General features: G+C 44.0%; 26 protein-coding genes. 17 read left to right on the top strand and 9 right to left on the bottom strand.

The features are described 5' to 3' along the window. Positions 1 to 339: 339 nt before the first annotated feature. The 4 genes from WC958_00215 to WC958_00200 all read right to left on the bottom strand — a co-directional run bounded on the left by WC958_00215 (position 340) and on the right by WC958_00200 (position 5,604). On the bottom strand, positions 340 to 2,811 hold the full coding sequence (locus WC958_00215; protein MFA5628679.1) for a DNA translocase FtsK: 2,472 nt from the start codon (positions 2,809 to 2,811) through the stop codon (positions 340 to 342). A gap of 36 nt (positions 2,812 to 2,847) precedes the next feature. Continuing rightward, a complete protein-coding gene (locus WC958_00210) occupies positions 2,848 to 4,515 on the bottom strand; it encodes a ribonuclease J (protein ID MFA5628678.1) in 1,668 nt (555 codons plus the stop codon). A gap of 3 nt (positions 4,516 to 4,518) precedes the next feature. Then, positions 4,519 to 5,133, bottom strand: a complete 615-nt coding sequence (locus WC958_00205; GenBank protein MFA5628677.1) for a uracil-DNA glycosylase — start codon at positions 5,131 to 5,133, stop codon at positions 4,519 to 4,521. A 174-nt stretch (positions 5,134 to 5,307) separates the two neighbouring features. After that, entirely contained in the window at positions 5,308 to 5,604 is a 297-nt protein-coding gene (locus WC958_00200) for a hypothetical protein (GenBank protein ID MFA5628676.1), read from the bottom strand. Positions 5,605 to 5,653: 49 nt separating this feature from the next. On the opposite strand from WC958_00200, the gene WC958_00195 reads away from it, so the two are divergent. Then, positions 5,654 to 5,911, top strand: coding sequence for a hypothetical protein (locus WC958_00195; protein MFA5628675.1), 258 nt, complete (start codon positions 5,654 to 5,656; stop codon positions 5,909 to 5,911). A gap of 200 nt (positions 5,912 to 6,111) precedes the next feature. Then, positions 6,112 to 6,471, top strand: a complete 360-nt coding sequence (locus tag WC958_00190) for a hypothetical protein (GenBank protein MFA5628674.1) — start codon at positions 6,112 to 6,114, stop codon at positions 6,469 to 6,471. A 90-nt stretch (positions 6,472 to 6,561) separates the two neighbouring features. Here the strand turns inward: WC958_00190 and WC958_00185 are convergent, their stop codons facing one another. Continuing rightward, positions 6,562 to 7,041 carry a DUF456 domain-containing protein gene (locus tag WC958_00185; protein ID MFA5628673.1) on the bottom strand — a complete coding sequence of 160 codons (480 nt, stop codon included), beginning with the start codon at positions 7,039 to 7,041 and terminating at the stop codon, positions 6,562 to 6,564. A gap of 96 nt (positions 7,042 to 7,137) precedes the next feature. Then, a complete protein-coding gene (locus WC958_00180) occupies positions 7,138 to 7,617 on the bottom strand; it encodes a carboxymuconolactone decarboxylase family protein (protein MFA5628672.1) in 480 nt (159 codons plus the stop codon). A 163-nt stretch (positions 7,618 to 7,780) separates the two neighbouring features. Here WC958_00180 and WC958_00175 point away from each other — a divergent pair, with 163 nt between their 5' ends. After that, entirely contained in the window at positions 7,781 to 8,191 is a 411-nt protein-coding gene (locus tag WC958_00175; protein MFA5628671.1) for a pyridoxamine 5'-phosphate oxidase family protein, read from the top strand. Between the two features lie 72 nt (positions 8,192 to 8,263). Here the strand turns inward: WC958_00175 and WC958_00170 are convergent, their stop codons facing one another. Next, the gene (locus WC958_00170) at positions 8,264 to 8,992 is read right to left on the bottom strand and encodes a DUF262 domain-containing protein (GenBank protein MFA5628670.1); all 729 of its coding nucleotides are present in this window, start codon (positions 8,990 to 8,992) and stop codon (positions 8,264 to 8,266) included. Between the two features lie 184 nt (positions 8,993 to 9,176). On the opposite strand from WC958_00170, the gene WC958_00165 reads away from it, so the two are divergent. The 8 genes from WC958_00165 (at position 9,177) to WC958_00130 (ending at position 18,223) form a co-directional block, all read left to right on the top strand. Next, positions 9,177 to 10,292 (top strand): glycosyltransferase family 2 protein, encoded by a 1,116-nt coding sequence (locus WC958_00165; protein ID MFA5628669.1) that lies wholly within the window; start codon positions 9,177 to 9,179, stop codon positions 10,290 to 10,292. Then, on the top strand, positions 10,280 to 11,596 hold the full coding sequence (locus WC958_00160) for a glycosyltransferase family 39 protein (GenBank protein MFA5628668.1): 1,317 nt from the start codon (positions 10,280 to 10,282) through the stop codon (positions 11,594 to 11,596). Before WC958_00165 ends, WC958_00160 begins: the two co-directional genes overlap by 13 nt. Positions 11,597 to 11,662: 66 nt before the next feature. Further along, positions 11,663 to 12,910 (top strand): serine hydroxymethyltransferase, encoded by a 1,248-nt coding sequence (gene glyA, locus WC958_00155; GenBank protein MFA5628667.1) that lies wholly within the window; start codon positions 11,663 to 11,665, stop codon positions 12,908 to 12,910. 45 nt (positions 12,911 to 12,955) lie between these two features. Beyond that, entirely contained in the window at positions 12,956 to 13,900 is a 945-nt protein-coding gene (locus WC958_00150) for a ribose-phosphate pyrophosphokinase (protein MFA5628666.1), read from the top strand. A 5-nt stretch (positions 13,901 to 13,905) separates the two neighbouring features. Beyond that, entirely contained in the window at positions 13,906 to 14,139 is a 234-nt protein-coding gene (locus WC958_00145) for a DUF2007 domain-containing protein (GenBank protein MFA5628665.1), read from the top strand. Positions 14,140 to 14,190: 51 nt separating this feature from the next. After that, positions 14,191 to 16,872 (top strand): preprotein translocase subunit SecA, encoded by a 2,682-nt coding sequence (secA, locus tag WC958_00140; protein MFA5628664.1) that lies wholly within the window; start codon positions 14,191 to 14,193, stop codon positions 16,870 to 16,872. A gap of 186 nt (positions 16,873 to 17,058) precedes the next feature. Next, positions 17,059 to 17,742, top strand: coding sequence for a hypothetical protein (locus WC958_00135; GenBank protein ID MFA5628663.1), 684 nt, complete (start codon positions 17,059 to 17,061; stop codon positions 17,740 to 17,742). 94 nt (positions 17,743 to 17,836) lie between these two features. Next, on the top strand, positions 17,837 to 18,223 hold the full coding sequence (locus WC958_00130) for a hypothetical protein (GenBank protein ID MFA5628662.1): 387 nt from the start codon (positions 17,837 to 17,839) through the stop codon (positions 18,221 to 18,223). A gap of 137 nt (positions 18,224 to 18,360) precedes the next feature. Here WC958_00130 and WC958_00125 read toward each other — a convergent pair whose 3' ends face one another. Beyond that, complete coding sequence (locus tag WC958_00125) at positions 18,361 to 18,810, bottom strand: universal stress protein (GenBank protein MFA5628661.1); 450 nt, start codon at positions 18,808 to 18,810, stop codon at positions 18,361 to 18,363. Between the two features lie 178 nt (positions 18,811 to 18,988). On the opposite strand from WC958_00125, the gene mscL reads away from it, so the two are divergent. The 3 genes from mscL to WC958_00110 are packed head-to-tail and all read left to right on the top strand — an operon-like array spanning position 18,989 to position 20,625. Beyond that, positions 18,989 to 19,447, top strand: coding sequence for a large conductance mechanosensitive channel protein MscL (gene mscL, locus WC958_00120; protein MFA5628660.1), 459 nt, complete (start codon positions 18,989 to 18,991; stop codon positions 19,445 to 19,447). A 54-nt stretch (positions 19,448 to 19,501) separates the two neighbouring features. Beyond that, the gene (locus WC958_00115) at positions 19,502 to 20,053 is read left to right on the top strand and encodes a hypothetical protein (protein MFA5628659.1); all 552 of its coding nucleotides are present in this window, start codon (positions 19,502 to 19,504) and stop codon (positions 20,051 to 20,053) included. Positions 20,054 to 20,085: 32 nt separating this feature from the next. Further along, positions 20,086 to 20,625, top strand: a complete 540-nt coding sequence (locus WC958_00110; protein MFA5628658.1) for a hydrolase — start codon at positions 20,086 to 20,088, stop codon at positions 20,623 to 20,625. Positions 20,626 to 20,641: 16 nt separating this feature from the next. Here WC958_00110 and WC958_00105 read toward each other — a convergent pair whose 3' ends face one another. Continuing rightward, a complete protein-coding gene (locus WC958_00105) occupies positions 20,642 to 21,253 on the bottom strand; it encodes a class I SAM-dependent methyltransferase (protein ID MFA5628657.1) in 612 nt (203 codons plus the stop codon). 1,074 nt (positions 21,254 to 22,327) lie between these two features. On the opposite strand from WC958_00105, the gene hisF reads away from it, so the two are divergent. From hisF to WC958_00090, 3 genes are all read left to right on the top strand, one after another. Then, positions 22,328 to 23,092, top strand: a complete 765-nt coding sequence (gene hisF / locus WC958_00100; protein MFA5628656.1) for an imidazole glycerol phosphate synthase subunit HisF — start codon at positions 22,328 to 22,330, stop codon at positions 23,090 to 23,092. Positions 23,093 to 23,195: 103 nt separating this feature from the next. Further along, positions 23,196 to 23,390: a hypothetical protein gene (locus WC958_00095; protein ID MFA5628655.1), complete on the top strand. Its 195-nt coding sequence runs from the start codon at positions 23,196 to 23,198 to the stop codon at positions 23,388 to 23,390. A 144-nt stretch (positions 23,391 to 23,534) separates the two neighbouring features. Next, positions 23,535 to 24,095, top strand: coding sequence for a M48 family metallopeptidase (locus tag WC958_00090; GenBank protein MFA5628654.1), 561 nt, complete (start codon positions 23,535 to 23,537; stop codon positions 24,093 to 24,095). Positions 24,096 to 24,097: the final 2 nt, after the last annotated feature.

Genomic DNA, 24,097 nt, shown 5'->3' with positions numbered 1-24,097 from the left:
CAAGCTCACCACGAACGGCTAAACCCTTTGTCTTTGCGAGCGCAGCGAAGCAATCTCATATAAATCCGTAGGAGATTGCCACGTCACTCGCCTAAGGGCTCATTCCTCGCAAAGACGTTACCATTATTGTCATTCTGAGCTTATCGAAGAATCTGGGAGTTAATAAATAGTCTAACGTTCGGTAGCAGATTCACAGTAGGACGATGCCTCTTTCTTTAGTGCTGAGGCCACCTAACAGCCTCTATTTCCCGTCCTCTTAGATCCTTCACTGCGTTCAGGATGACAAAAGCGGGATTGCCACGTCATTCGCCTAGCGGCTCATTCCTCGCAAAGACACCGCTAAGCCTCCGCCCCGCCGTCATCAATGACTTTCCCCAATTCCTCTTCCAACTGCTCCATCAGCCTCGCAGCCCTCGGATACCCAATACGTAATCGGCGCTGCAAGAACGATGTCGATATCCTTTCATGCTCTTCCGCCAGCTTCAGGGCATCCGGCAGTAAGACATCTTTCGGAGGTTCGTCTTTTCTGCCTATACCGACACCTTCCGGAATTGTAATCTCTTCCAATTCAAGCGGACTTGCATCCTCGGCTTCGGTTTCTTCAGGCTTCTGGCTATTCCAGAAGTAAACCAGTCTTTCAATTTCGGGGTCGGAGATGAAACACCCCTGCAAACGTTTGGGTTTAGCCTCTTCGGTTGGCATATACAACATATCACCCTTGCCAAGCAATTTCTCGGCGCCTACCATATCCAAAATAGTGCGCGAATCAACCTGAGAAGTAACCGCAAAGCTGATACGTGTCGGGAAGTTGGCCTTAATCAAACCGGTAACCACATCCACCGAAGGACGCTGTGTCGCTACCACCAAATGAATACCGATAGCACGTGCAAGCTGTGCCAACCTGCAAAGTGTATGCTCCACTTCATCAAATCCCGCCATCATTAAGTCTGCCAATTCATCAATAATCAAAACAATATTCGGCATTCTGTCTTTGCCGGTTCTGGTCTTATTGTATCCCTCAATATTGCGGGCCCCGGCCTCTGCCAGCCTCTTATAACGCATATCCATCTCTTGGCTCAGCCACCGCATTGCGTTTAAGGCCTTATTGGTATCCACAATTACAGGGGTCATCAAATGCGGTAAGCTGTTAAATTGCACCAATTCGACTCTTTTGGGATCAATCATAATCAATCTGGTATCAAAAGGTGTATTGCACATCAATAAACAGCAGATAATTGCGTTTAAACAGACTGTTTTACCACTTCCGGTGGCACCGGCAATCAAAAGGTGCGGCATTTTAGCCAAATCCCCTGAAACGGCTTCGCCTCCCGCTCCTTTACCCAAAGCCATCGCCAGTTTGGATTTTACGAGGAGCTTTTGGAAGTTGTTGCTTTCGATAACACTGCGCAAACTCACAGTCCCAAAAGATGAGTTCGGAACTTCAATGCCTACCACGGATTTGCCCGGAATCGGGGCCTCTATACGAATTGTCGGCGAGGCCAATGCCAGCGCTAAGTCGTTTGAAAGCGAGGTGATTTTATCTACTTTGACTCTGGTACGTGAAACCTCTTCAACTCTTTCCCTGATATTGCCGTCCTCGTCTCTTTCTTTGACGAGCTTGGTTTTTACATCCCAACCGGGTTCAACTTCAAACTGGGTGACAGTCGGACCGACGTTTATTTGGATTACCCTGGCATCAACACCGTAACTTGTTAGTGCTTCATCGATTTTTCTGGCGCGCATGGCGTTATCGGCTTGCCCGTATTCAAGTTCGGTTGTTTTATCCAGTATATCGACAGGAGGTAATTTCCAACCGTCGCTTAGTTCCAACGAAGACGATTGACCGTATTTACGCCAAACATCCTGTGCCACTTGTTTAATATCGGCGCTTTCGGTTTTTGCGCCCTTATCCGGAGTTTTTTGAGCCGCAGCTGTTGCGGATTCTTTTTTATCTTTCATCGCCTCATCGACTACCGCATCGTCAACCGGCTTTTTGATGTCAATTTCCGGCGGTATCAGAACCTTAGGCGGAACAATTCTATCGGGTAGCGGTTCATATGCCTCGGGCTCATCAATAGCAACTGATTTGGCTGATTGTTCTTTTACCAGTAACACCTCGGACTGCGGGGATGGTTTCTTACCGCCGAATTTTTTAGTGTAGTAATCGGGGGATTTCAGCGGAGGTTGATACCCTGCCTCTTCCGGCTTTGCTTTTGACGGAGAGGAATCAAACGGTTTCGTAAGCCACATAGAGAACTTAACCCAACCGCGTAAACAGGCGCGCGGCGCCACTAAAACGACACCCAGCACAACAAGACCGATTACCCTTAAAACGCCTACCGCTGTGTCATAGGTAACAATGGTACGCCCGAAAGAGCCACCGACATCAAATAACCCCAGCACGCCCCAAGCAGCAAAAAATAAGGCAATCCCGCCCAGCCACTTATGCCAAAGATAAAGCTTATAACGCTGAACAAAAACACCGATTTGTTTGCGATAGATAATACCGATAATAATTATAACCGCAAGCGCAATAAGGATAATTCCCCAGCCCAATAAGCCGATAGCATCCGTAACGGTGGTTGTAACCCATTTATAAATATTATCCCACTGCCAGAAAAGCAAAGCGAGGAATAAAACCAGAAGGACAGTACGGCGAGCCCATTTCGCAAAAAAGGAACGTAAAGAAGATTTATCAGACGAGGCCTGCTTCTTTTTCTCTGTTGGTTTAGAGGCATTAGCTTTTGTCGGCTTCTTTTGAGGTTTTACCGCTTTCGGTTTTGGTTCTTTTTTCGGTGTTGTTTTTGCCATAATGCTCCGCCCTCCCGCCAATATACTATACCTACATTATACCTTAACCATTACCGGAAGTATCATCGGTCGTCGCTTAGTTTGATCAAAATAATATTTATTTAATTCCGCTCTAATCCTACTGTCAGGGAAACCGATTTCGGAGGCAAATTCGCCTTCGTGGTTCATTATTTTGGTTACGATATCCTTACTTGTTTCAAGCATATCCTTATATTCATTGATGTCAATAAATCCCCTTGTAACTATATCGGGTCTGCCTGCAAGTTTATCGTCTTTCTTGCGGACCGCAATTACAATTACCACAATACCGTCACGCGAAAGCATGCGCCTGTTGCGCAGTACTATTCCGCCGACATCACCGACACTGAGTCCATCGACGTAAACGTTCCCAAATTCTACTTTACCGGTCTTTTTACCGCTAAGCGTATTTAATTCAAGCACGTCCCCGTCTTCAAGAACAAATATCCGTTCTTCCGGTATTCCGACACTTTCAGCCAACTTGGCATGAAAAGCAAGATGACGGAACTCACCGTGAACCGGAATAAAGAAACGCGGCTTTACCAGATTCAGTATCAGTTTTAATTCTTCTTGACTGGCATGTCCATGAACGTGTGTTTGCGCCATTCTTCCGTAATAAACCTTAGCGCCCTGTTTAAAAAGGGTATCGACCGTCTTGTTCACCAGTGCTTCATTTCCGGGAATGGGTGATGCCGAATAAACAACGGTATCACCTTTGATAATACTAATTTGCCGATGATCCTTATTGGCTATTCTAACCAACCCGGATGTCGGCTCTCCCTGGCTGCCGGTTGTAATTATAACCACCTTTTCCTTAGGCAGTTTATTTAATTCATCGATTTTAGCCAGCACTCCGTTGGGCGCTTTCAAATAACCCAATTCCAAGGAGATTTTTACGGTTTCGGTCATACTGCGGCCGATAATAAAAACCTTTCGCTGGTATTTTACAGCGGCATCGATAACCTGTTGGACACGCGTTACCAATGAAGCAAACGTAGTAACAATCACCCTCCCGCCGGCGTGAGCAATAATATTTTCGAGGGCCTCCCCAACCACTTTTTCGGAAGGGGTATATCCGGGGATTTCGGCGTATGTAGAATCGGAAAGGAGCAGCAAAACCCCCTGTGAACCGACTTGTGCCAACCTTGAAAGATCGGTTTTCGGGCCTGTTACCGGAGTATGATCCAATTTAAAGTCACCGGTGTGTACCAATGTGCCAATCGGTGTTTGGATAATCAGACCGGCGGCATCGGGAATACTATGACAAACCGGGAAAAATTCTACCCTGAATTTACCCAAATTTATCTGCTCCCCAAATGTAACCACATTTAGCTCGGCACCCGCCAGCGCTTTTCTTTCCTTGAGTTTACCTGAGATTAACCCCTTTGCCAACTTGGTACAATAAAGCGGCACATTCAGCTGGGGCAAAATATAAGGCAACGCGCCGACATGGTCTTCATGTGCATGCGTTATAAGAATCGCCTTAATTTTTTCTTTGTTTTCCAAAAGATAACTGATATCCGGAAGCACCATATCGATACCGAGCATTTCCGGCTCGGGGAACATAAGCCCCGCATCAATAACAATAATCTCGTTCTCGTATTCAAGAACGGCCATATTTTTACCTATTTCACCAAACCCTCCGAGAGGGATTACCTTTAATTTGGTTGTTCTTCTTTTTCTCACTGTTTAAACCTCAAACATCCTTAACTGTTTTGTAGTAGCGACAGATTCTTTTTTAACCTCGGACATTTCTTTGCCGGCAGCTATGTATTCGGGCAATTTAAGAAAATCGGCCTTAATAACTTCCTTTAAATTTGCTTGGTGCAAAGCGGCTGCCGGATGATACATGGGAACATAAAGTACACCGTCACGATTTTCAACGGTACCGTGGATTTTACCAATGGTTTTTTGCGGGAAGAACATTGCCATAGAGAAACGTCCAAGTGTAACAATCACCTTGGGCTGAATAATATCAATTTGTTTATTCAGCCATGGGCGGCAATTCAGTATTTCTTGGGGCAATGGGTCGCGGTTGGTCGGGGGGCGGCATTTGACAACATTGGCGATATAAACCTGTTTGCGATCCAGACCAATTAAAGCAAGCAGCTCATCAAGGAATTTACCTGCCTGACCCACAAACGGGCGGCCCAGTTGGTCTTCACGGAAACCGGGGGCTTCCCCGATAAACATTATCTCAGCGTCTTCCGCACCCTCCCCCGGAACAGATTGGGTTCGTGTCCGAGCAATTTCACATTTACCACAGCACCTAATATTCTCATAAAGATCGCTAAGCGCTGACATTTTTTCCTGTATCAAAAAGTTAAAGTTTGAATCCTATCTTTTTTGTAATGATAACATGAGGGATATGTCAAGTCAATTAAAACAGCCTGTTTTAACGTTGAAAAATAGGGGTCTTGCAGGAATTATCGCCCGTTTACCATCCGTATTGATTAATTAATATCAGTGGTGGTAAAATCATTCTAGGGAAAATCCTCCGTATAAGGAAACGACAATGAGAACTAAATTAACAACGATATCTGCATTGGTAATAACCGTGTCCCTCCTTGCATCATTTCTGGTGGGTTGCGGAACAAATACCCCGACTACGACAGCCGCGGAAAACAAAACAACAGATATTAGCCAAACAACGTCGACAATCGGTACAACAACCGAAATATCAACTACATCTGAGGTAACAACTACGACAACTAACACAACAACCGAAACATCAACCACATCTGAGATAGTAACTACTTCTAGTTCTAGTTCCACTTCTATCACTACCGAGCCTGGATCTGCCTCTGCAATAACTTTCGGAGAAATGGGTAAAATAGGAGAAGACACTCATAACGGATGTATTGGATGCCATGGTTTTCTATGGGTATCGGACGCCGGAAGGTCCTCTCTTTATGCATATGGAAACGCTGATAATATTTTGAATAAACTTTGGGGGCACAGAGGTTTTAGCGGAGAAAAAGCCACCGAAGTATTATGTTATATTCTTATGGAGCAAAAATGGGTATCGGCGGATAAAGTTTTTGACCTGAACAAGCTGTATGAAATTATTTTAACTCCATAATATCAGCTCGTTTAAGACTAATCCGAGAACGGTTTATTTCCTTTGGTGAAATGCTTGCTCTTTGGTTGTCTTTGAAAGCAGACAATCAAAGAGTGATGTTTTAGTAAACAAAGCCACTAACTCTGCCGAATGTGTGTATCCCTTAACGCAACGCACCCAATGTTGTATAATCATGGATATAACCTGCCTAAGGAGTCTTAATGGAACGCCAAGATATACAATCAGCCTACAACGATATTGTTGCTCATATTGAAAAACAGAGCGGCCAATACGAAACATGGTTTGTTGATACAACCTCTGATTGGAAAAACACTATTTTCAAGAAACACGGGGTGCCGCTGAAAGGTCATTGGTGGATGGTGCGCCATTGTTATACTCCGATTGCTGCCAAATCGGTAAAGGAATCGCTGTCGGAGCTGGGGTGTAAAGTCGGACCCAATGCTAACCTCGGCAGAGATGTAGTCTACGTATATGCTTATTTGATAAGCGATGCTACAAAACAAGGTGATGAAAAAGAGGAAGAGGAGCCCGCTAATGAGCCGCCTTCCGTAACCTTGTAACCTCAATTCTCATAGCCAACAAATAATTTAAGCCGAGATTTTTTCTCGGCTTTTTTAATAATATCGGTCTTTAAGGCTCAAACTATAATCTTAAAACAAGGAAACAACAAAAAACCCAGCCATTACAAGTATAAGCACAATTTTCATTAAACTGCCGAAAACAAACCCGACAAAGGTTCCCAACGCAACTTTAAAAGCGTGTCCGGCGGATTTACCGGCAATTATCTCTCCGACAAGCGCACCCAATAACGGCCCCAATATAATCCCCCACATTTGAAAAATAATAATGCCGACAAAAAGACCAACAGATGCCCCTATAATCCCCCATTTGCCGGCTTTATACTTTTTTGCTCCCAATAACGGTGCAATAAAATCCACCAAGAGCGCAAAAAGCATTATTACCCCGAAAACCACTGTAACGGTAACGGAAATCCGCTCCCAATCCGTGCCGATTGCATAGATAAAAAACCCTAACCATGCAAGGGGAACCCCCGGTAAAAAGGGAACGATTACGCCCACAAGTCCAACTAAAATTAAAACAGCGCAAATAACCGCAAACAATATTTCCATACCTTTTATCCTTTTAACGCATACAAGTTAAGACTAAAATTATATTAAACGTTAGTTTTTGCATAAATCTCGAATTTATTAACGGACAAGGGACCCTTAAACACCCAGCCTGCCAAATGATACTCGATATAAAAAGTAATCCCAAGTGTTACCCATTAAATTACCCATTCGAATCATACGAAGAATCAATTCAATTGCCTCTGCCTTTTCGTCGGAATAGACCTCTTTTAACTTATTAACCGCATCGCTATCAGGATTAGCATTCGTTTCAGCCCAATACTGCGCATAAATTAAGGCAACATATTCGTCTTCGGGGCAATTCGCAATATTGCCCGAAAGGAGCAAATCAATTTCTTCCTGCGATAATCCGCTCTTTAAAGCCTGTTTTGTATGAAAATGAGAGCAGTATCTGCAATCGTTAACCGCGGTTACGGCAAGCATTAACCTTTCCTGAAATTGAGGGGAAACGATATTGCTTTTTACGACTTTCTTTATTTTGCTTCTGTTTTTAGTTAAAAAGCACACATCTCTAAAGAAAACAGCCGGATTTTTGTAAGTTCTTTTTTTAAATTTCACTGTTTAACACCCAAGCAGCTTACTAACTAAAATTATAACATAAATATAAACCGAACCAAGCCCTCAAACAAAATTAACACCAAATAGCATCGATTTTGATATTGGTATATACTATAATTCTAAAACAGATAAACTTTGATTAGATATCGCAAGGAGAACCATAATGGCCAAAATGCCCCAAAATGTAATGGAAATGCTAAATGCAAGCCCTATTTTACCGAAGGTGCTGTGTACCGCCGACAGCGAAGGAAATTTGAATGCTGTTCCCAAAGGAACCTTGTATGCATACAATTTGGAAACAATTGTTTTTGCCGATATTTGGGGCTATAAAACCAATCAAAACTTGGAAAACAATAAAAAAGTGGCGGTTACCGTCTTTAGTATTCAAATGTTACCGGCGGGCTATCAAATAAAAGGGACATTTAAAGGGTTTGAAACCGAAGGTGAAATCTTCGACACCTACGCCAAACACGTCAAAGAGCAAATCAACATGGACATTGTTTCAGTCGGTGTTATCAAAGTGGATTCTGTCTTTACCCACTGCTTGCCGGAACCCGGTGTTCAAATCGCTTAGATATGCGAATTGTTACAAACCTTCCGGTCTTTTAAAACGATTGGAAGGAAGGTGGATAGCTGTTTCCTCGGTCTATCCCTGTTTAGGAATACACGAAACCGAAAGTAACCCCGAAAGCCATTTGAGCAGTAATTTTGAGCGTTCCCGCGTCAATTTGGCTTCCATCACTGTTTCATAAATAAACTGCGGGTTGCTGTAACACCGATCGGTTGAAATGGGCAGTACGGTAATCTTTTGAAGCGCTTTATAAATATCACTTAAAGCAATATCGCTCTCTCGAATCGCCTTTTCAAAAAAGCGGTATGTCGCAACCATCGGATGTAAAGACGGAAGAGGCAAATGGTCGTTACCTTCAACAAGCCTTCGATAAACCTTATTATCAACCGAGGTAAGCACCATTTTATAATAAAGCTCGTTGCTATCGTCTTCTTTATTCAAAGAGTTATTGGTAAAGTAGTTATCGTAAACATATTTTCCGCTAAGCTCGATATTGCCGTTATGCCCGTCTCCGACGACTTTGGCAAGCACCGTCAAAAATAAGTGTACGGTAACCAATCTTTGGTGCCCGTCAATTAAGATCATCTTGGGTATTTCGTATGTGCAAAAAAGCCCTTTCTCCAATATCAAAAAGAGCCCCAAATGATACTCGTCGGCGGTCACATCGGTTGCAAGGCGGACGATGTTGTTCCAAAATCCTTCGCGTATTTCATCGGTACAAACGTAAAACGACTGGTTGTCCGGTAAAATCAATTGTTGCGGCTCACGCAGAAAATCAAGCAAGTTGTTCTTTGAAGCTTCCATTTTGGGCTATCTCCGGCTTAAAAATATCGTTATACCATTGTATCAGATTAGCGGTTTAACACCCAAATTTGAATAAGCCAAAAAGTTATCCCTGTTCTGAAATTATTGACGGTTGTTTTTTTATAAATAGCTTTATGATAGAATAAGCAAAATCCCGAGTATATTTAAACGGTATGGGTTTATTATGATAAATAAAAGCGTCTCACTTATCGTTCCGGCCTACAAAGAAAAAGATAATATCCAGCCCTTGGTAACAAGGCTGGCTGCGGCATTGGGCGGTTACAATTACGAAATAGTTATCATGGATGATAACAGCAGGGACGGCACCGAAGAGTTGGTAGAGGCGCTTGCCAAAGAATTTCCGGTCAGAATAATTGTTAGACGCGACAAAAAAGGGCTGGCATCGGCGGTTGTTGATGGTTTTAGCTATACAAAAAGCGACATAATCGTTGTTATGGATGCCGATTTACAGCACCCGCCGGAAGTGATTCCTTCCGTAATAAAAGCAATTGAAGACGGAGCCGACATCGCCGTAGGTTCCAGATATATTGAGGGGGGCGGATGTGAAGGCTGGAGTTTGCTGCGCCGGATAATATCAAAGGGCGCCGCATTTATATCGCATGTTTTTCTGCCCTCAACCAGAAAAATTAACGACCCGATGTCGGGGCTTTTTGCCTTAAAAAGAGATGTACTTAAAGGTGCTGATCTTAACCCTTCCGGATTTAAGATTTTACTTGAAGTATTGATGCTCGGAAAATGGAATTCGGTTGTCGAAGTACCTTTTATGTTTGTAACCCGCAGCCGCGGAGAGAGCAAATTAAATACAAAACAACAATTGGACTATCTGAAACATATTTTCAGCCTTATGCGGCGTACGGGTGAGCTTACACGTTTTATCAAATTCAGTATTGTCGGCGGCACCGGTGTTATTGTTAATCTTGGGTTATATGCCCTGCTTACGCGTTACGGGGGATTTAGCCCAATCGATAATACGTCGGCCGGTATTCTTTCGGGAAATATTGCCCTAACCATCAGTATTGAAACATCAATTATTACCAATTTTATACTAAACAACTTCTTTACTTTTTCCGACCGTAACACCGGCGGAGTTTTATCGTTCTTCAAAAGGTTACTAAATTTCAATTTAATCTGCCTTATCGGGGCGCTGATTCAAATCGGCGTAACCAATCTGTTTGCCGTTGTATTCGGTTTCCATGACATTGTAGCCGTGCTAATCGGTATAATCATCGCTTTCTTGTGGAACTATCTTTTAAATAATTTCTTGACATGGAAAAAATAAAACACTTATTCTCCAAATTCATCAACTGGCAATACTGCGGATTATTCCTGATAATCTTGTTCTCGCTTGTAATGCATTTAAGCGTTATCACCCAACCGTCCGACGGATATATCTTTGATGAAACCTATTACATTAAAGATGCTCAAAATATTATCGATGCCCATACCACCGATCGTCCCGAGCACCCGCCGTTATCAAAACTGATTATTGTCGGCGGTATCCAGTTATTCGGCGATAATCCTATCGGTTGGCGCCTGCCGCCAATCCTTTTCGGGATAGCAAATCTGGCTCTGCTTTTCTTAATTTGCCGGCAGCTTAAGCTATCGATACCGATTGCGACACTGGCAACTTTTCTGCTGGCTTTGGAAAACCTCAGTTTCTTAATTTCAAGCATTGATATGCTGGATGTTTACAGCTTATTCTTTATGTTTCTGGCTTTCTGGCTTTATCTGAAAGACAAGTTTTTCGCGGCATGTGCCGCGCTCGGGTTATCAATGCTTTGTAAAATGACCGGTGCGCTGGGGTGCGTTGTTATCGGATTGCACTGGGTCTTTACCGGTTTCCGCAAGCCGCTGCGCTTCCTTCTCTCGGTGTATATGGTACCGATTGTTTTCTTTGCCGGTTTGTTCGTTTGTGACTCTATAATTTACATGAAATTCGTTAATCCGTTTACTAATTTTATCCAAATGATGTCATCGGCGGGGGAACTGACGTTCGAAAACTATTCGGGCGGCTGGGAGGCTTACCCTTGGGAGTGGATCTTTATCCCTCAAAACCCGACCTTTTACGGAACAAATATTATCAAATGGCAAGGGCTTATTAACCCCACTTTACTTTATGCGATAATACCCGTCTATGCCTTCCTGGTATACAGATTTATTAAAGGCAACCGCGAGGGTTTTTTCAGTATAATGTGGTTTGTCGGAACATATCTGATGTGGATTCCGATTGTTTTAATTACCGACAGGCTAACTTATTATTTCTATCTCTACGCCACCATCGGCGCGATTGCAATCGCAATGACAATCACAATCGCAAGCTTAAAAAAACATCTCTGGGGAAAGGTAATTTCGATTATCTGGATTATGGGGCATGCGGTTTCTTTTGTTATCTTGTCGCCGGTTGCATTGTGGCTATCCGTTCCTTTATGCTCAATTCTTATCGGCTATATTCTTTGGAACATGGGATTGCTGCGAAAACCGACACAGCCGGATACCGTATCGGAGGACGCTTTAACACTTGCGGAGCCCGCCTCCGAAGATATTATTACAACGGACGCAAATATCAATTCCGATACCGCTTAGGTTGATAACAAGCCTCAACAATAGTACAATTAACTATATTCATTTCATCCCCCAGGAAGGAGATTTATGGACTCTTTAAAGCAGAACGACCCGGAAATCAGTCAGGCGATTGAGCTTGAAAAAAAACGTCAGCAAGAAACAATCAACCTGATTGCATCTGAAAATTATGCCAGTAAGGCAGTGCTTGAAGCACAAGGTACTTTTTTAACAAATAAGTATGCCGAGGGCTATCCCGGCAAACGTTACTACGGCGGATGTGAAGATGTCGATATAATCGAAACCATCGCCATCGAACGCGCCAAAGAGCTTTTCGGAGCCGAACATGCCAATGTCCAACCGCATAGCGGGGCACAGGCAAATATGGCGGCTTACTTTGCTCTGGTAAACCCGGGAGATACCGTTATGGGAATGAATCTTTCTCATGGCGGGCACTTAACCCACGGTTCCCCCGTCAATTTTTCCGGCAGGTATTACAATATTGTTTCCTACGGCTTAAACCCTGAAACGGAACGTATTGATTACGACGAAGTCGAAAAACTGGCGGTAGAGCACAAGCCAAAGCTGGTGATTGCCGGATCCAGCGCCTATCCGAGGGTTATTGATTTTGAACGGTTCAGATATATTGCCGATAAAGTCGATGCCGTTTTTATGGTTGATATGGCCCATATTGCCGGGCTTATTGCCGCCGGATTGCACCCCTCACCCGTTCCTTACGCCCAAATAGTAACCTCTACCACACATAAAACACTAAGAGGGCCGCGAGGCGGATTTATTCTTTGCAATCAAGACTTGGCAAAAGCGATTGATTCGGCGGTATTCCCCAGAATGCAGGGGGGGCCGCTTATGCACGTTGTCGCCGGTAAAGCGGTCGCTTTTAAAGAAGCAATGCAACCGGAATTTTACGACTATCAAAAAGCCGTAATTGAGAACGCCAATACATTGGCAACCGAACTTCACAGAATGGGATTGCGGCTTGTTTCCGAAGGAACCGATAATCATCTGATGTTGGTTGATTTATGCGGAAGCGGTGTTAACGGCAAGGATGCCGAAGAAGCGTTGGGACGCGCCGCCATTATCGTTAACCGCAACACCGTTCCCTTTGATACAACTTCAACGGCACGCGTTCCGGGCGGTATGCGCTTAGGCACCGCCGCCGTTACTTCACGCGGATTCGGAACAAACGAAATCAAACGGATTGCCGAAATGATAATGAAAATAATTAACAATATTAACGATTTGGAAATCCAGGCTCAAATCAAAAAAGAAGTTGTGGAAATGTGCAGTCAATTTCCGGTTCCCGGGATTGATAAATAGTTTTTAAAGCATGGCATGTAATTTACAGGATATAGGGGGAGTTTAATGGACGAGCTGAAGGTATTTACGGGCAATGCTAACCCGGGGTTGGCAAAGGCCGTTGTTGAATATCTTAACATACCGCTGGGGAAGTGTGAGGTCATGCAATTCAGCAATGAAAACACTTTCGTACGTATTTTAGAGAATGTGCGTTCACGCGATACGTTTGTAATACAACCGATTTCATCCCCCGTTAACCAGAGTTTAGTGGAACTTCTAATTATGATTGACGCCCTAAAAAGGGCTTCCGCCGGACGAATTACCGCGGTTGTATCCTATTACGGCTACAGCCGAACCGACAAAAAAGACCAGCCGAGGGTTCCGATTACCGCAAGGTTGGTTGCCGATTTGTTAACGGTTGCCGGTGCCAATCGTATCCTTACGATTGACTTACATGCCGCTCAAATCCAGGGATTCTTTAATATACCGGTTGATGAACTGACCGCTATCGGAATCATCAGCGATTACTTTAAACAAAAAAATCTCAAAGATATTGTCGTTGTTGCCACCGATATCGGAAGCACCAAACTTGCCCGCGATTATGCCGCCAAACTGAATGCCCCGCTGGCAATTATGGAAAAAAGACGCATCGGCAATGCCGATAAAACCGAAACCCTCAATATTATCGGGGATGTTAAGGGGAAAATTGCCATTACCGTTGATGATGAAATTGATACCGGCGGCTCCTTGGTTAACACCGTAAACGCCCTTTTAAATAACGGCGCCACAGAAGTCTATGCCGGTTGTACGCATCCCGTATTCTCAGGCCCCGCTATCGAACGCATCGCAAACTCACGCGTCAAAGAAGTGGTGGTAACCGATACCATTCCGGTAACCGGCAGTAAAAAAATTGATAAAATTACCGTTTTACCGATTGCATCTCTTCTGGGTGAAGCTATCAGGCGCATACATACCGGGCAATCGGTAGGGGAATTGTTTGACCCCAAATAAAAGATATGATCGAAGTATACAAAGCTAAAGGGGAGTTGGAAGCCCAGACAATCAAAGGAATGCTGGACGGCTACAATATACCCTCAATCCTTCGCTCCAACGCTGCCGGCTCTGTCCACAGCTTCCTTTTTGACGGAATGGGAGAAGTCCGAATAATGGTACCCGCGTCATTGGCCGAAGAGGCGCTGGCAATTATTAACTCGGAATGCCCGATTGATCCCGAATTACAGGAAGAATAAAGCTGCCCGCGCCCCTGGCTTAAACCAAATCGAATTAACGAAGGTGAAAAAATGTTTAAATTGTTCGGAGGATCCGAAAGTTCCAATGAAAAGGTAATTAAGCGGCTGCTGCCGATTGTTGATAAAATAAACGCCCTTGAACCCGATTTTGAGGCACTTTCCGATGAGGAATTACGCTCCAAAACAAACGATTTTAAATCCCGAATCCAAAACGGCGCCACCCTCGACGAGCTTCTGCCGGAAGCATTTGCCGCCGTGCGTGAAGCCGCCAGAAGAGTGCTTACCAAAGACAAAAACAAGGAATTCAGGATTTTTGACGTCCAGATGATGGGCGGTATTATATTGCACCAAGGTAAAATTGCCGAAATGAAAACCGGTGAAGGTAAAACAGCGGTGGCAACACTCCCCCTGTACCTTAATTCACTGACCGGTAAAGGCTGTCACTTGGTAACCGTTAACGACTATCTGGCGCGCCGTGACCTGTATTGGATGGGGCCGGTATTTCATGCCTTGGGTGTTAGCGTTGCCAGTATTTATCCGATGCAAAAAAGCGATGAGCTTTCTCCGTCGTTGCTGTTTGACCCAAGCTACGATTCCGGAATTGAAAACGATGTATGGAAGCATTTTAGACCGATATCACGCCGAGAGGCTTATAATGCCGATATTACCTACGGCACGTCATCCGAATTCGGTTTTGACTACTTGCGCGATAATATGGCGATTGACCCCGAAAGGTATGTCCAGCGCCCCCTAAGCTATGCAATTGTTGATGAGGTTGATAACCTTTTAATAGACGAGGCGCGCACACCCTTAATTATCAGTGCCCCCGATATGGAAGCGGGCCAGAAATATCAGATTTTCGCGCGGTTAATCCAACGCCTGACCCCCGAAGTGGATTACGAAGTTAAGTTAAAAGAACGCAGCGCCGAATTAACCGATGAAGGCTTTGCCAAAATGGAGAAGCTGATTATGCGTGAGGGGCTCTTAAATGACGGCGGCGGATTGTACGATCCGGAAAATGCCGACCTTATGCGCCATATGCGTAACTCCCTAACCGCACGCGAATTCTACAAAAAAGACCATCAGTATGTCGTCAGAGACGGTGAGGTTGTCATCGTCGATGAATTTACCGGCAGGATGATGCACGGCAGGCGTTATTCCGAAGGGTTGCACCAGGCAATCGAAGCCAAAGAAAATGTTAAAATCCAAAATGAAAGCCGCACCTATGCCACCATTACAATTCAAAACTATTTCCGTATGTATCAAAAGCTGGCCGGTATGACCGGCACCGCGGTTACCGAAGCCGAGGAATTCCATAAAATATACAAACTGGAAGTGGTTATTGTTCCCACCAACAAACCGCAGGCAAGAGAGGATTTTTCAGACTATATTTATAAGGATGTCGAATCCAAATTCAAGGCCGTGGTGCAAGAAGTGGACGAGGTCCGAAAAACCGGCAGACCGGTGCTGATTGGTACCGTATCGATTGAAAAATCGGAATACCTCGGCGCACTGTTGAAACGAAAAGGTATTAAACATGAAGTGCTTAACGCCAAACAGCACGAAAAAGAGGCCAATATTGTTGCCGAAGCCGGAAAACCGGGAGCGGTTACGGTTGCCACCAATATGGCTGGGCGCGGTGTTGATATTATTCTGGGCGGAAAAGAACCGCAGGACGCCGAAAGCAAAGAATGGCAGGAATGGAAAGAACGCCACGACCAAGTTATCGAGCTGGGGGGATTGCATGTAGTCGGAACCGAACGCCATGAAGCGCGCCGTATTGATAACCAGTTACGCGGAAGAGCCGGACGCCAGGGCGATCCGGGCAGTTCACGTTTCTTTGTATCGCTCGAAGACGACCTAATGAAACGATTCGGCGGCGACCGCATTAAAGGTGTAATGGATACGATGGGGTTTGACGAAAACACCCCCATCGAAAATAAGTTAATCAGCCGCTCAATTGAAAATGCGCAAGTCCGTGTTGAAGGTTACCACTTTGATATCCGTAAACATTTAGTCGATTATGACGATGTTATAAACAAACAGCGTGAAATTATTTACGGCGAACGCCATAAAATCATCGACGGCGCCGACTTAAAAGCCAATATTTTATCGATTGTGGAAGCCGAAATAAAAAACATTGTTGAGGCCAACTGCAGCGGTTGGGATATGGAAGAAGCCGCCGCTTCCGTTTTAAGCGAGCTCGGAACGATTATGCCGCTATCGGCCGATATAAACGCCGAAACACTTTCTCAAATGAGCGCCGAGGAAATGCGCGACCGCTTGATTGAATATTCCAAAGAGCTTTACGATGCCAAGGAAAGCGAAGTCGGCCCCGAAAACATGCGGTTATTGGAAAGGCTTTTAATGTTACGAATTATCGATACGGCATGGATTGAGCACCTGACCGCCATGGATAACATGCGGCAAGGCATCGGATTGCAATCAATGGCACAGCGCGACCCGTTGGTGGCTTACAAACGTCAGAGCCGCGATATGTTTGACGACTTAATGGGTTCCATTCAAAACAGCATTTTGAGAGCCATTTACAAAACAACCATTAAAAAAGGAGCGCCGCCTCCCAAGCCGACCAATGTAATGGCAAAGGCAACCGGGGAAGACAAAGAAAGTAAAACCCCGAAGGCTCCCAAAGTTGAAGGTAAGGTCATCGGCAGAAATGACCCTTGCCCGTGCGGCAGCGGTAAGAAATTTAAGAAATGCTGCGGGAAATAGCAGCCTCGGGATAATCCGGACATCACCCTAAGATATTTAAGATTAAAAATCGAATATCTTCGCAGAAGATTGCCGTTCCGAACGCAAAACGCAAATTTAATTGAGCGCTATTATTTCCGGTCCGTATTGTGTTATTTAATAATAAGACCCGAATGATAACAATTAAAACCGAATTTTTAAGCAAAAATGAAAACAAACGCAAATCAATTAACGCAAGCCGAAGAGGAAGCCATCAGGCATTTAAGAGATTCCATCGCCCGGGGCAAGCATTGGTATCCTGCCCTGCTGGAGGCGATTAATATTTGGCAAATTCCGGAAGAAAAAATCGGTAAACGCAAATACAAGTATATTATCGGCGGAGAGGCCTTTGACTGGTTGCTGCTGGCGGAAAGACTCTGTAATACCGTTAGCGATTTAATACCGGAGGAAGAAAAACATAACCTTCTTTTTAACGGGGAACCGCCGTTCAAATTAAAAACAGAGGAATTCAAACAACTAATCGGAGAACAAAAATACCAACAGCACTTAAATTTTTTCTACGGTGTTACAATCGAAGAGATTCTTCTGCAAGTAGTTGAAGACGAGGTGCGTAAAGAGCAGTCGCTTGATTATATCGGAGAGCAAAGCATCTCCAACGAAACCTACAGGCGTATTTACGACATTACGCAACCGGAACTGTTAAAACTCTTTAAAAAAGAGAGGGCCCACAGGTTTTCAAACGATCTTGATATGACCACCTTAAAAGAATTTACGTATTGGTCTTTTAAATACCGGGTAAAAAACCACAATAAAGCCCGGATTGCCAGTGATACCAAAAAAGCGCTCACTTGGCTCAAAAACAAAACCGGCAAAAGTGCCGACGGATTATAGCGGTTTCGGATTAAAATCGATTGACATTGCAAGTTGCGATGTGCCAAAATTGTTATAGAACCTTTACAATCAAAAATACAGGACAGGAGGTAATATGCGTAATATCACTGCAGCTATGGTAATTTGCGGCGCAATTTATATTGCGGAAGGTTTCATCTTCTTGGTTTCCCCGGAAAGGATTGTTGATTTATTCGGATTGGAAGCGCTAAACGATAGTATGGCCTTTCTGATGACTATTATCGGGAGTGCGTTTATTGCCGCCGGCGTCTGGTTTATAATGACAATACTTAACCCCTTACGCAATATTAACGCCATTAAATTTGCGATATTATGGTGTAGTTTCTTTATAATCAGCCCCCTTTACGGCCTCTGGCAAGGATATGTCAATTTTGAACAAATTTGGATAGGAATGCTTTTAAATGCTGTTTTTGTGGCGGCTTTATTAATCTTCTATCCCAGAAACTTGGATATACAATCTTAAAAAACGTGATAGTATCCTAAATCATAAAGCCGTTCGGGTGTCCGAACGGCTTTTTCTGTTGTAAACAGATGATCAGAATGCAAACAGAAGCAATCGGTACTGCATCTGCCTGTTTTTTATTTATAACCCACAAGCGTTTACTTTTCGGTTTCTTTAGGTTGTTTCGGAGGTTTAATCAGAATGGGAACAGTTGAGTTTCTGATTACTTTCTCCGCTACGCTGCCAAAAACCAAACGTGAAAGCCCTGATCTGCCGCGCGTCGACATTATAATCAGATCGATATCATTCTTTTGGGAATATTTAATAATTTCATCCGCAGAATTGCCTGTTAAAACCTCTGTTTTAGCGGTTATCCCTTTTTCTTTCAGGTTTTTAACAATCTTTTCCAAATATTGTACCGCCTCTTCGTAATACGCCTCGTCCAATTCCAATGCGACTTTAGCGTCAAGCGTTCCGATAACATTTGGGTCCAGCGGTTCTTTAATCCGCATTAAAATCACTTCCGCCTTTTTAAAATCGCTAAGATGGGCTAATGCGGCCTCCGACAGTTCCGAACCGTCTAAGGGAACCAGAATCTTTTTAAACATGGCAAACTCCTTTACGGGTTTCGATAAAACAATTCTACTCCAAAAAGACCGCAGTCGCAATGGTATCGGAGCCTAAAAGCCCAAAACTTGCGGATATTATATGTTTAACGTGAAAAGTTATTGTATAATCAGTATAGTAAAAATAAAAACAGCGGTTTTAGAGAAAGAGGAGTGCCCCATGAAAAAGCTTATTTCCGAATTTAAGGAGTTTATCCAACGCGGCAACGTAATGGACATGGCCGTCGGTGTTATTATCGGCATCGCCTTCGGTGCAATCGTAACATCACTGGTCAACGACATTATTATGCCCCCAATCGGATTGATACTGGGAAATGTTGATTTCTCCAATCTTTATATTAACCTTTCAGGGACCGAGTACGCCTCCCTGAGCGATGCCAAAGAAGCCGGGGCTGCCGTAATTGCCTACGGGGCATTTATTAACACTGTCATTAACTTTTTAATTATTGCGCTGGTTGTATTTTTTATAATTCGTGTCGTTAACAATTTAGGCAAACATCGCCAAGCGGAAACCGCAAACGCCGAACCAACTACCAAGGATTGCCCGTTTTGTTTTTCAAGCATTGCGATTAAAGCCACTCGCTGCCCTAATTGCACATCTCAATTAAGCGAAAAATAAACCCGTGGTTTGGTTTAATACGTATGCGTGGTATAATGCCTGTAGAGAAAAGCAATGAGTGAAGATTTATATACCTCGACAAATAGCCCGACAGAAGCACAATATCTCGAAGCTAACCTGGCAGAAACATCACAAACGCTAAAACAGGTTGAAGAGATAAAAGAAGCAGTTGATGCAACCGTAACCGACACTTGTTTAACGGAAAAAGTAGAGGATTTGCACGACATGCTCGAAAATCTGAGCGGTGAAGTCGACAGCTGGAAAACTTGGCACAAAAAAGATTACCAAAGCGCAATCGAAACCTTAAAAAGCCAAGTAGCCGAAATTAACAAGGAATGGGAAAACGTTTCGAACAATATCATTTCTCAGCGGGAAAAATTAGAATCTCTGTTGCAGTCTGCCCCGGGAATTATTGAAACATCAACATTAAAAGCACTTTCTTTGCGTGTAGCCCATCTTGAAAAATTGATTTCACAGATATTTAACGAAACTCAAACCAGCGCCGCCCTCAAAGGTTCCAAGAAGCAGTTCATTATTTCAATAGTTGCACTGGTAGTTACAATTATTCTGTGGATGGTTTTTATTATAATGAACCTCTTAAAGTAAAGTGTATCGGTAATTTTGAAGGAGCTTCGGCAATGCTAAATATCGATAATACCGTTTTACTGGTAATTGATATCCAAGAAAAACTGCATTCCGTTATTTATCAAAAAGAAAATCTGACCGATAATGTTCTAAAGCTGGTTCAAGGGGCAAATGTGCTTGAACTGCCGATAATACTAACGGAGCAATACCCCAAGGGACTGGGAGGGACTATTCCTGAAGTTATGCAATCGCTTGCGGGGGTTTGCCCGATTGAAAAAACCGAGTTCAGTTGCTGCGCTAACGAGAATTTCAAAAATGTTTTATCTAGTTTAGGCAGAAAACAAGTTCTGGTTTGCGGAATAGAGTGCCATATCTGCGTTTATCAAACTGCACTGGCCTTAAAAGAAGCGGGATACGAAGTACAAGCGGTTGCCGATGCCGTTTCATCACGCACGCCAGAGAACAAGGAAATCGGGATTAATCTGATGAGGCAGAAGGGTATTACGATTACAGGAACCGAAACCGCACTCTTTGAACTGCTTAAGGTAGCCGGCGGCGAAAAATTTAAAGCTATCAGCCGTATCGTTAAATAAAATATAGTTCGGAAGGCTATTTATTTACGTGCGCCTTTACCACGGCAACCATCCGACCGGTAAAATAATCCGCTTTTATCGCTGTCAGCCCATGGTCTTCAATTATCTTGTGAAGCCCATTATTTTTTTTGAAGTCTTTAAACCCTTGGTAATGAGTTCCGCCGGCAAGAAATTCAACCGTGCTTGCCGCACCCCCCCAAATATTGAACGGTAAAGGAATATTAAAATCCATCAGGAGCAAGAAACCTTGCGGCTTAACCACCCGCATCATTTCGGAAACCACTTGGCGGCGCAAATCGGGGAGCTTATCATGCAGGGCAAAAGAAACCGAGACATAATCAAACCTGTTATCCTCAAAAGGCAAGGCCGTGGCATCGGCTAACAAGAACGAGGTGTTTTCCATTTGCAGCTTCTGTTTATTTTTGATACCGAAAGCGAGCATATTTTTGTCGCTGTCTATACCGATTGCCGTAACGCCGCGCTTGCCGTACTCGATAACCTGAGCGCCTGTTCCGCAACAGACATCAAGGGCCAGATCACCCTCTTTCATATCCGCAAAATCGAACATAGCGCGTCTGGCACTGCGTAAAAACGGGTCTACGATGTTTTCATATGTAAATATAGCCATCTTTTATATTATCCGCAAAAAATATTTGATAACGATTATACCATATTGGATTTTTTGTGTATCAGAATTGTTAAGAATATATGAAAGAGGGAGTAATGTCTTTGCGAGGAGGGAGCCTTTAGGCGAACGACGTGGCAATCTCCAAGGAATTTAATCTATATGAGATTCTTCGCTTCGCTCTGAAAAACAGAGGAGAATTGCTTCGCTGCGCTCGCAAAGACAGTGGTTTAGCCGTTCGTGGTGAGCCTGTCGAACCATAACGGCGGTCGAATAGTAATCTTTGTCTTCCCTCGTTCGGTGAACCCTTCGACAAGCTCAGGGCGAACGCCCCCCTTTGTCATCCTGAATGTAATGAAGGATCTAAGAGGATAAGAAATACAGGCTATGAGGTGTCCTCGGAACCAAAAAAGAGGCATCGCCCAGACGTAATTTGCTAGCCGAACGGCGCTCTATTCTTTAACCCCTAGATTCTTCGGCAATCTCAGAATGACAATAGTGGAAACGTCTTTGCGAGGAGAGAGCCCTTGGGTGAACGACGTGGCAATCTCCAAGGAATTTAATCTATATGAGATTCTTCGCTTCGCTCTGAAAGACAGAGGAGGATTGCTTCGCTGCGCTCGCAAAGACAAAGGGGTTTTCCTGCCGTTCGTGGTGAGCCTGTCGAACCATAACGGCGGCTGGATTGTAATCCTCGTTTCCCCCCCGTTCGTAGGACCCTTCGACAAGCTCAGGGCGAACGCCCCCCTTTGTCATCCTGAACACAGTGAAGGATCTAAGAGGATAAGAAATACAGGCTATAAGGTGACCTCGGAAGCACGAAAGAGGCATCGTCCTACTGTTTAAAGAGCAGCCGAACGGTACGCTATCCGTTCACTCCTAGATTCTTCGGCAAGCTCAGAATGACAATAGGATAAATGCCTTTACAACATCCCTCTCCCAACAAAAATTCCAAAAACATCAACAAAAAAATTAGCGCCGCATATTTGAAACCTTATTTTGCACGTGGCGAAAAGCAATAACAAGTGGTAAAATTTTAAAAGAAGCCCTACTAAGCGTTAAGGAAGGTTAACCTCTATGAGCACAATAAAAATTATGCCCTGCTTGGATATGAAAGACGGCAGAGTCGTAAAAGGTGTTAGTTTTGTTGATGTAAAAGATGCGGGAGACCCCGTGCAGAATGCCATCTTTTATGAAAAAGAGGGCGCCGATGAGCTGGCAATGCTCGATATCGCCGCAACCTTAGAGAACCGCAAGACACGCCTCGAATGGGTACGTAAAGTTTCCGAGGCTATCAGTATTCCTTTAACGGTCGGCGGGGGCATTTCTTCATTAAATGATATCGCCTCGGTTTTAGAAGCGGGAGCCGCCAAGGTTTCCGTAAACAGCGCGGCAGTTAAAAACCCGTCTCTTATCAAGCAAGCCGCTTTAAAATACGGCTCGGAGAAAATAACAATTGCTATCGATGCACGCCGCAACAGCGAATATCCTTCCGGATTTGAACTGGTAATCTCCGGCGGCACCAAACCGATGGGGCAAGATGCCGTAATATGGGCCAAGCAATGCCAAAAATTGGGGGCGGGAGTAATTCTTCCGACCAGTATCGATGAAGACGGTAAGCAGGCAGGCTACGATACCGATTTTATAAAGGCCATTTCCGATGCGGTAACATTACCGGTGGTTGCTTCGGGCGGCGCCGGTACGCTTGAGCATTTTTACGACGGGGTAGCCAAAGGCGGCGCTCAAATTCTTTTGGCGGCGTCGGTGTTCCACTACCGCATTTTAAGTATCAGGCAGGTTAAGGAATATCTCAAAAGCAAGGGCGTCTCGGTTATTCTCTAACTTAAAAACCCTTATCTGGACATTTTTATCCCTAAATCTGATATAATGAAAGATGTTTTTATAGCTTATACAGGATAGAATCAAAAAACTTAAGGAGGGAATCATGAACTGGTGGATGTGCAGTGAATGTGATTATGTTTTGAAGGCGGAATTACCCCCCACAAAATGCCCGAGTTGCCATGCCGAATGTATTTTCACAGAAGTAACCTGTTATGTGCCGGATTGCGGTGGACCCGGAAACCTTGATGTGAAAATGGTCGCCGAAAAGGCGCGCGCCGACAAAGATAAAATCAAATAAATCTTGCGGCACTTAAATCGGATTAACATTAAAAATAAGCCCCTGTTTTGTTTAACGCAGGGGCTTATAATTTATAACCGCTTTTGGATCGGTTTGACTACATTTTATGTCTTAAAAGATGTATAATAACCGACAAAATTGATTGTGAAAACAAAAACGCTCGAAATCGAAGGTGTCAGTGTACTGTTTAAGCGCAGCGAGAGGGCGCGGCGTATCAGTATTTCGGTTACTCCTTTGTGTGAAGTGCGAGTGAATGTTCCCGGTTCATCTTCATTCGAAAAAGCAGAACAATTTCTTTTGTCGAAAATGGGATGGGTTCGGAAACAAATTGCAAAAATTAAAAATTACGAGTCCGAGCAGGAACTTCTCAGATTTAGTTATGAAGAGGAAGCCGCCGCCAAGATAAAACTGGTAAATCGGCTTGCAAATCTTGCGGAAAAGCACGGTTTTACTTATAACCGCGTTACAATCCGCAGCCAGAAAACGCGCTGGGGCAGTTGTTCCGCAAAAAACAATATCAGCCTCAACATAAAGCTGGCAAAGCTGCCGGACGAATTGATGGAGTACGTTATTTTACACGAGCTGGTACATACCCGCGTTAAGAATCACAGCCCGCTGTTTTGGCAAGAGTTGGATAAGTTTGTCCCCAACGCCAAGCAAATGCGCAAACGTTTAAAACAGTACAGCGGCGCCTTGTATTTTTAAGC

The sequence above is a fragment of the Dehalococcoidales bacterium genome, from assembly GCA_041656115.1.
Classification (GTDB): Bacteria; Chloroflexota; Dehalococcoidia; order Dehalococcoidales; family UBA5627; genus UBA5627.
This window is presented reverse-complemented; position numbering and strand designations above follow the sequence as displayed.

Excerpts from the sequence above, each read along its gene's own strand:
- WC958_00215 (MFA5628679.1), bottom strand. The coding sequence starts at position 2,811 with ATGGCAAAAACAACACCGAAAAAAGAACCAAAACCGAAAGCGGTAAAA.
- WC958_00205 (MFA5628677.1), bottom strand. The coding sequence starts at position 5,133 with ATGTCAGCGCTTAGCGATCTTTATGAGAATATTAGGTGCTGTGGTAAA.
- WC958_00195 (MFA5628675.1), top strand. The coding sequence starts at position 5,654 with ATGGGTAAAATAGGAGAAGACACTCATAACGGATGTATTGGATGCCAT.
- WC958_00190 (MFA5628674.1), top strand. The coding sequence starts at position 6,112 with ATGGAACGCCAAGATATACAATCAGCCTACAACGATATTGTTGCTCAT.
- WC958_00185 (MFA5628673.1), bottom strand. The coding sequence starts at position 7,041 with ATGGAAATATTGTTTGCGGTTATTTGCGCTGTTTTAATTTTAGTTGGA.
- WC958_00175 (MFA5628671.1), top strand. The coding sequence starts at position 7,781 with ATGGCCAAAATGCCCCAAAATGTAATGGAAATGCTAAATGCAAGCCCT.
- WC958_00170 (MFA5628670.1), bottom strand. The coding sequence starts at position 8,992 with ATGGAAGCTTCAAAGAACAACTTGCTTGATTTTCTGCGTGAGCCGCAA.
- WC958_00165 (MFA5628669.1), top strand. The coding sequence starts at position 9,177 with ATGATAAATAAAAGCGTCTCACTTATCGTTCCGGCCTACAAAGAAAAA.
- WC958_00160 (MFA5628668.1), top strand. The coding sequence starts at position 10,280 with ATGGAAAAAATAAAACACTTATTCTCCAAATTCATCAACTGGCAATAC.
- glyA (MFA5628667.1), top strand. The coding sequence starts at position 11,663 with ATGGACTCTTTAAAGCAGAACGACCCGGAAATCAGTCAGGCGATTGAG.
- WC958_00150 (MFA5628666.1), top strand. The coding sequence starts at position 12,956 with ATGGACGAGCTGAAGGTATTTACGGGCAATGCTAACCCGGGGTTGGCA.
- WC958_00145 (MFA5628665.1), top strand. The coding sequence starts at position 13,906 with ATGATCGAAGTATACAAAGCTAAAGGGGAGTTGGAAGCCCAGACAATC.
- secA (MFA5628664.1), top strand. The coding sequence starts at position 14,191 with ATGTTTAAATTGTTCGGAGGATCCGAAAGTTCCAATGAAAAGGTAATT.
- WC958_00135 (MFA5628663.1), top strand. The coding sequence starts at position 17,059 with ATGAAAACAAACGCAAATCAATTAACGCAAGCCGAAGAGGAAGCCATC.
- WC958_00130 (MFA5628662.1), top strand. The coding sequence starts at position 17,837 with ATGCGTAATATCACTGCAGCTATGGTAATTTGCGGCGCAATTTATATT.
- WC958_00125 (MFA5628661.1), bottom strand. The coding sequence starts at position 18,810 with ATGTTTAAAAAGATTCTGGTTCCCTTAGACGGTTCGGAACTGTCGGAG.
- mscL (MFA5628660.1), top strand. The coding sequence starts at position 18,989 with ATGAAAAAGCTTATTTCCGAATTTAAGGAGTTTATCCAACGCGGCAAC.
- WC958_00115 (MFA5628659.1), top strand. The coding sequence starts at position 19,502 with ATGAGTGAAGATTTATATACCTCGACAAATAGCCCGACAGAAGCACAA.
- WC958_00110 (MFA5628658.1), top strand. The coding sequence starts at position 20,086 with ATGCTAAATATCGATAATACCGTTTTACTGGTAATTGATATCCAAGAA.
- WC958_00105 (MFA5628657.1), bottom strand. The coding sequence starts at position 21,253 with ATGGCTATATTTACATATGAAAACATCGTAGACCCGTTTTTACGCAGT.
- hisF (MFA5628656.1), top strand. The coding sequence starts at position 22,328 with ATGAGCACAATAAAAATTATGCCCTGCTTGGATATGAAAGACGGCAGA.
- WC958_00095 (MFA5628655.1), top strand. The coding sequence starts at position 23,196 with ATGAACTGGTGGATGTGCAGTGAATGTGATTATGTTTTGAAGGCGGAA.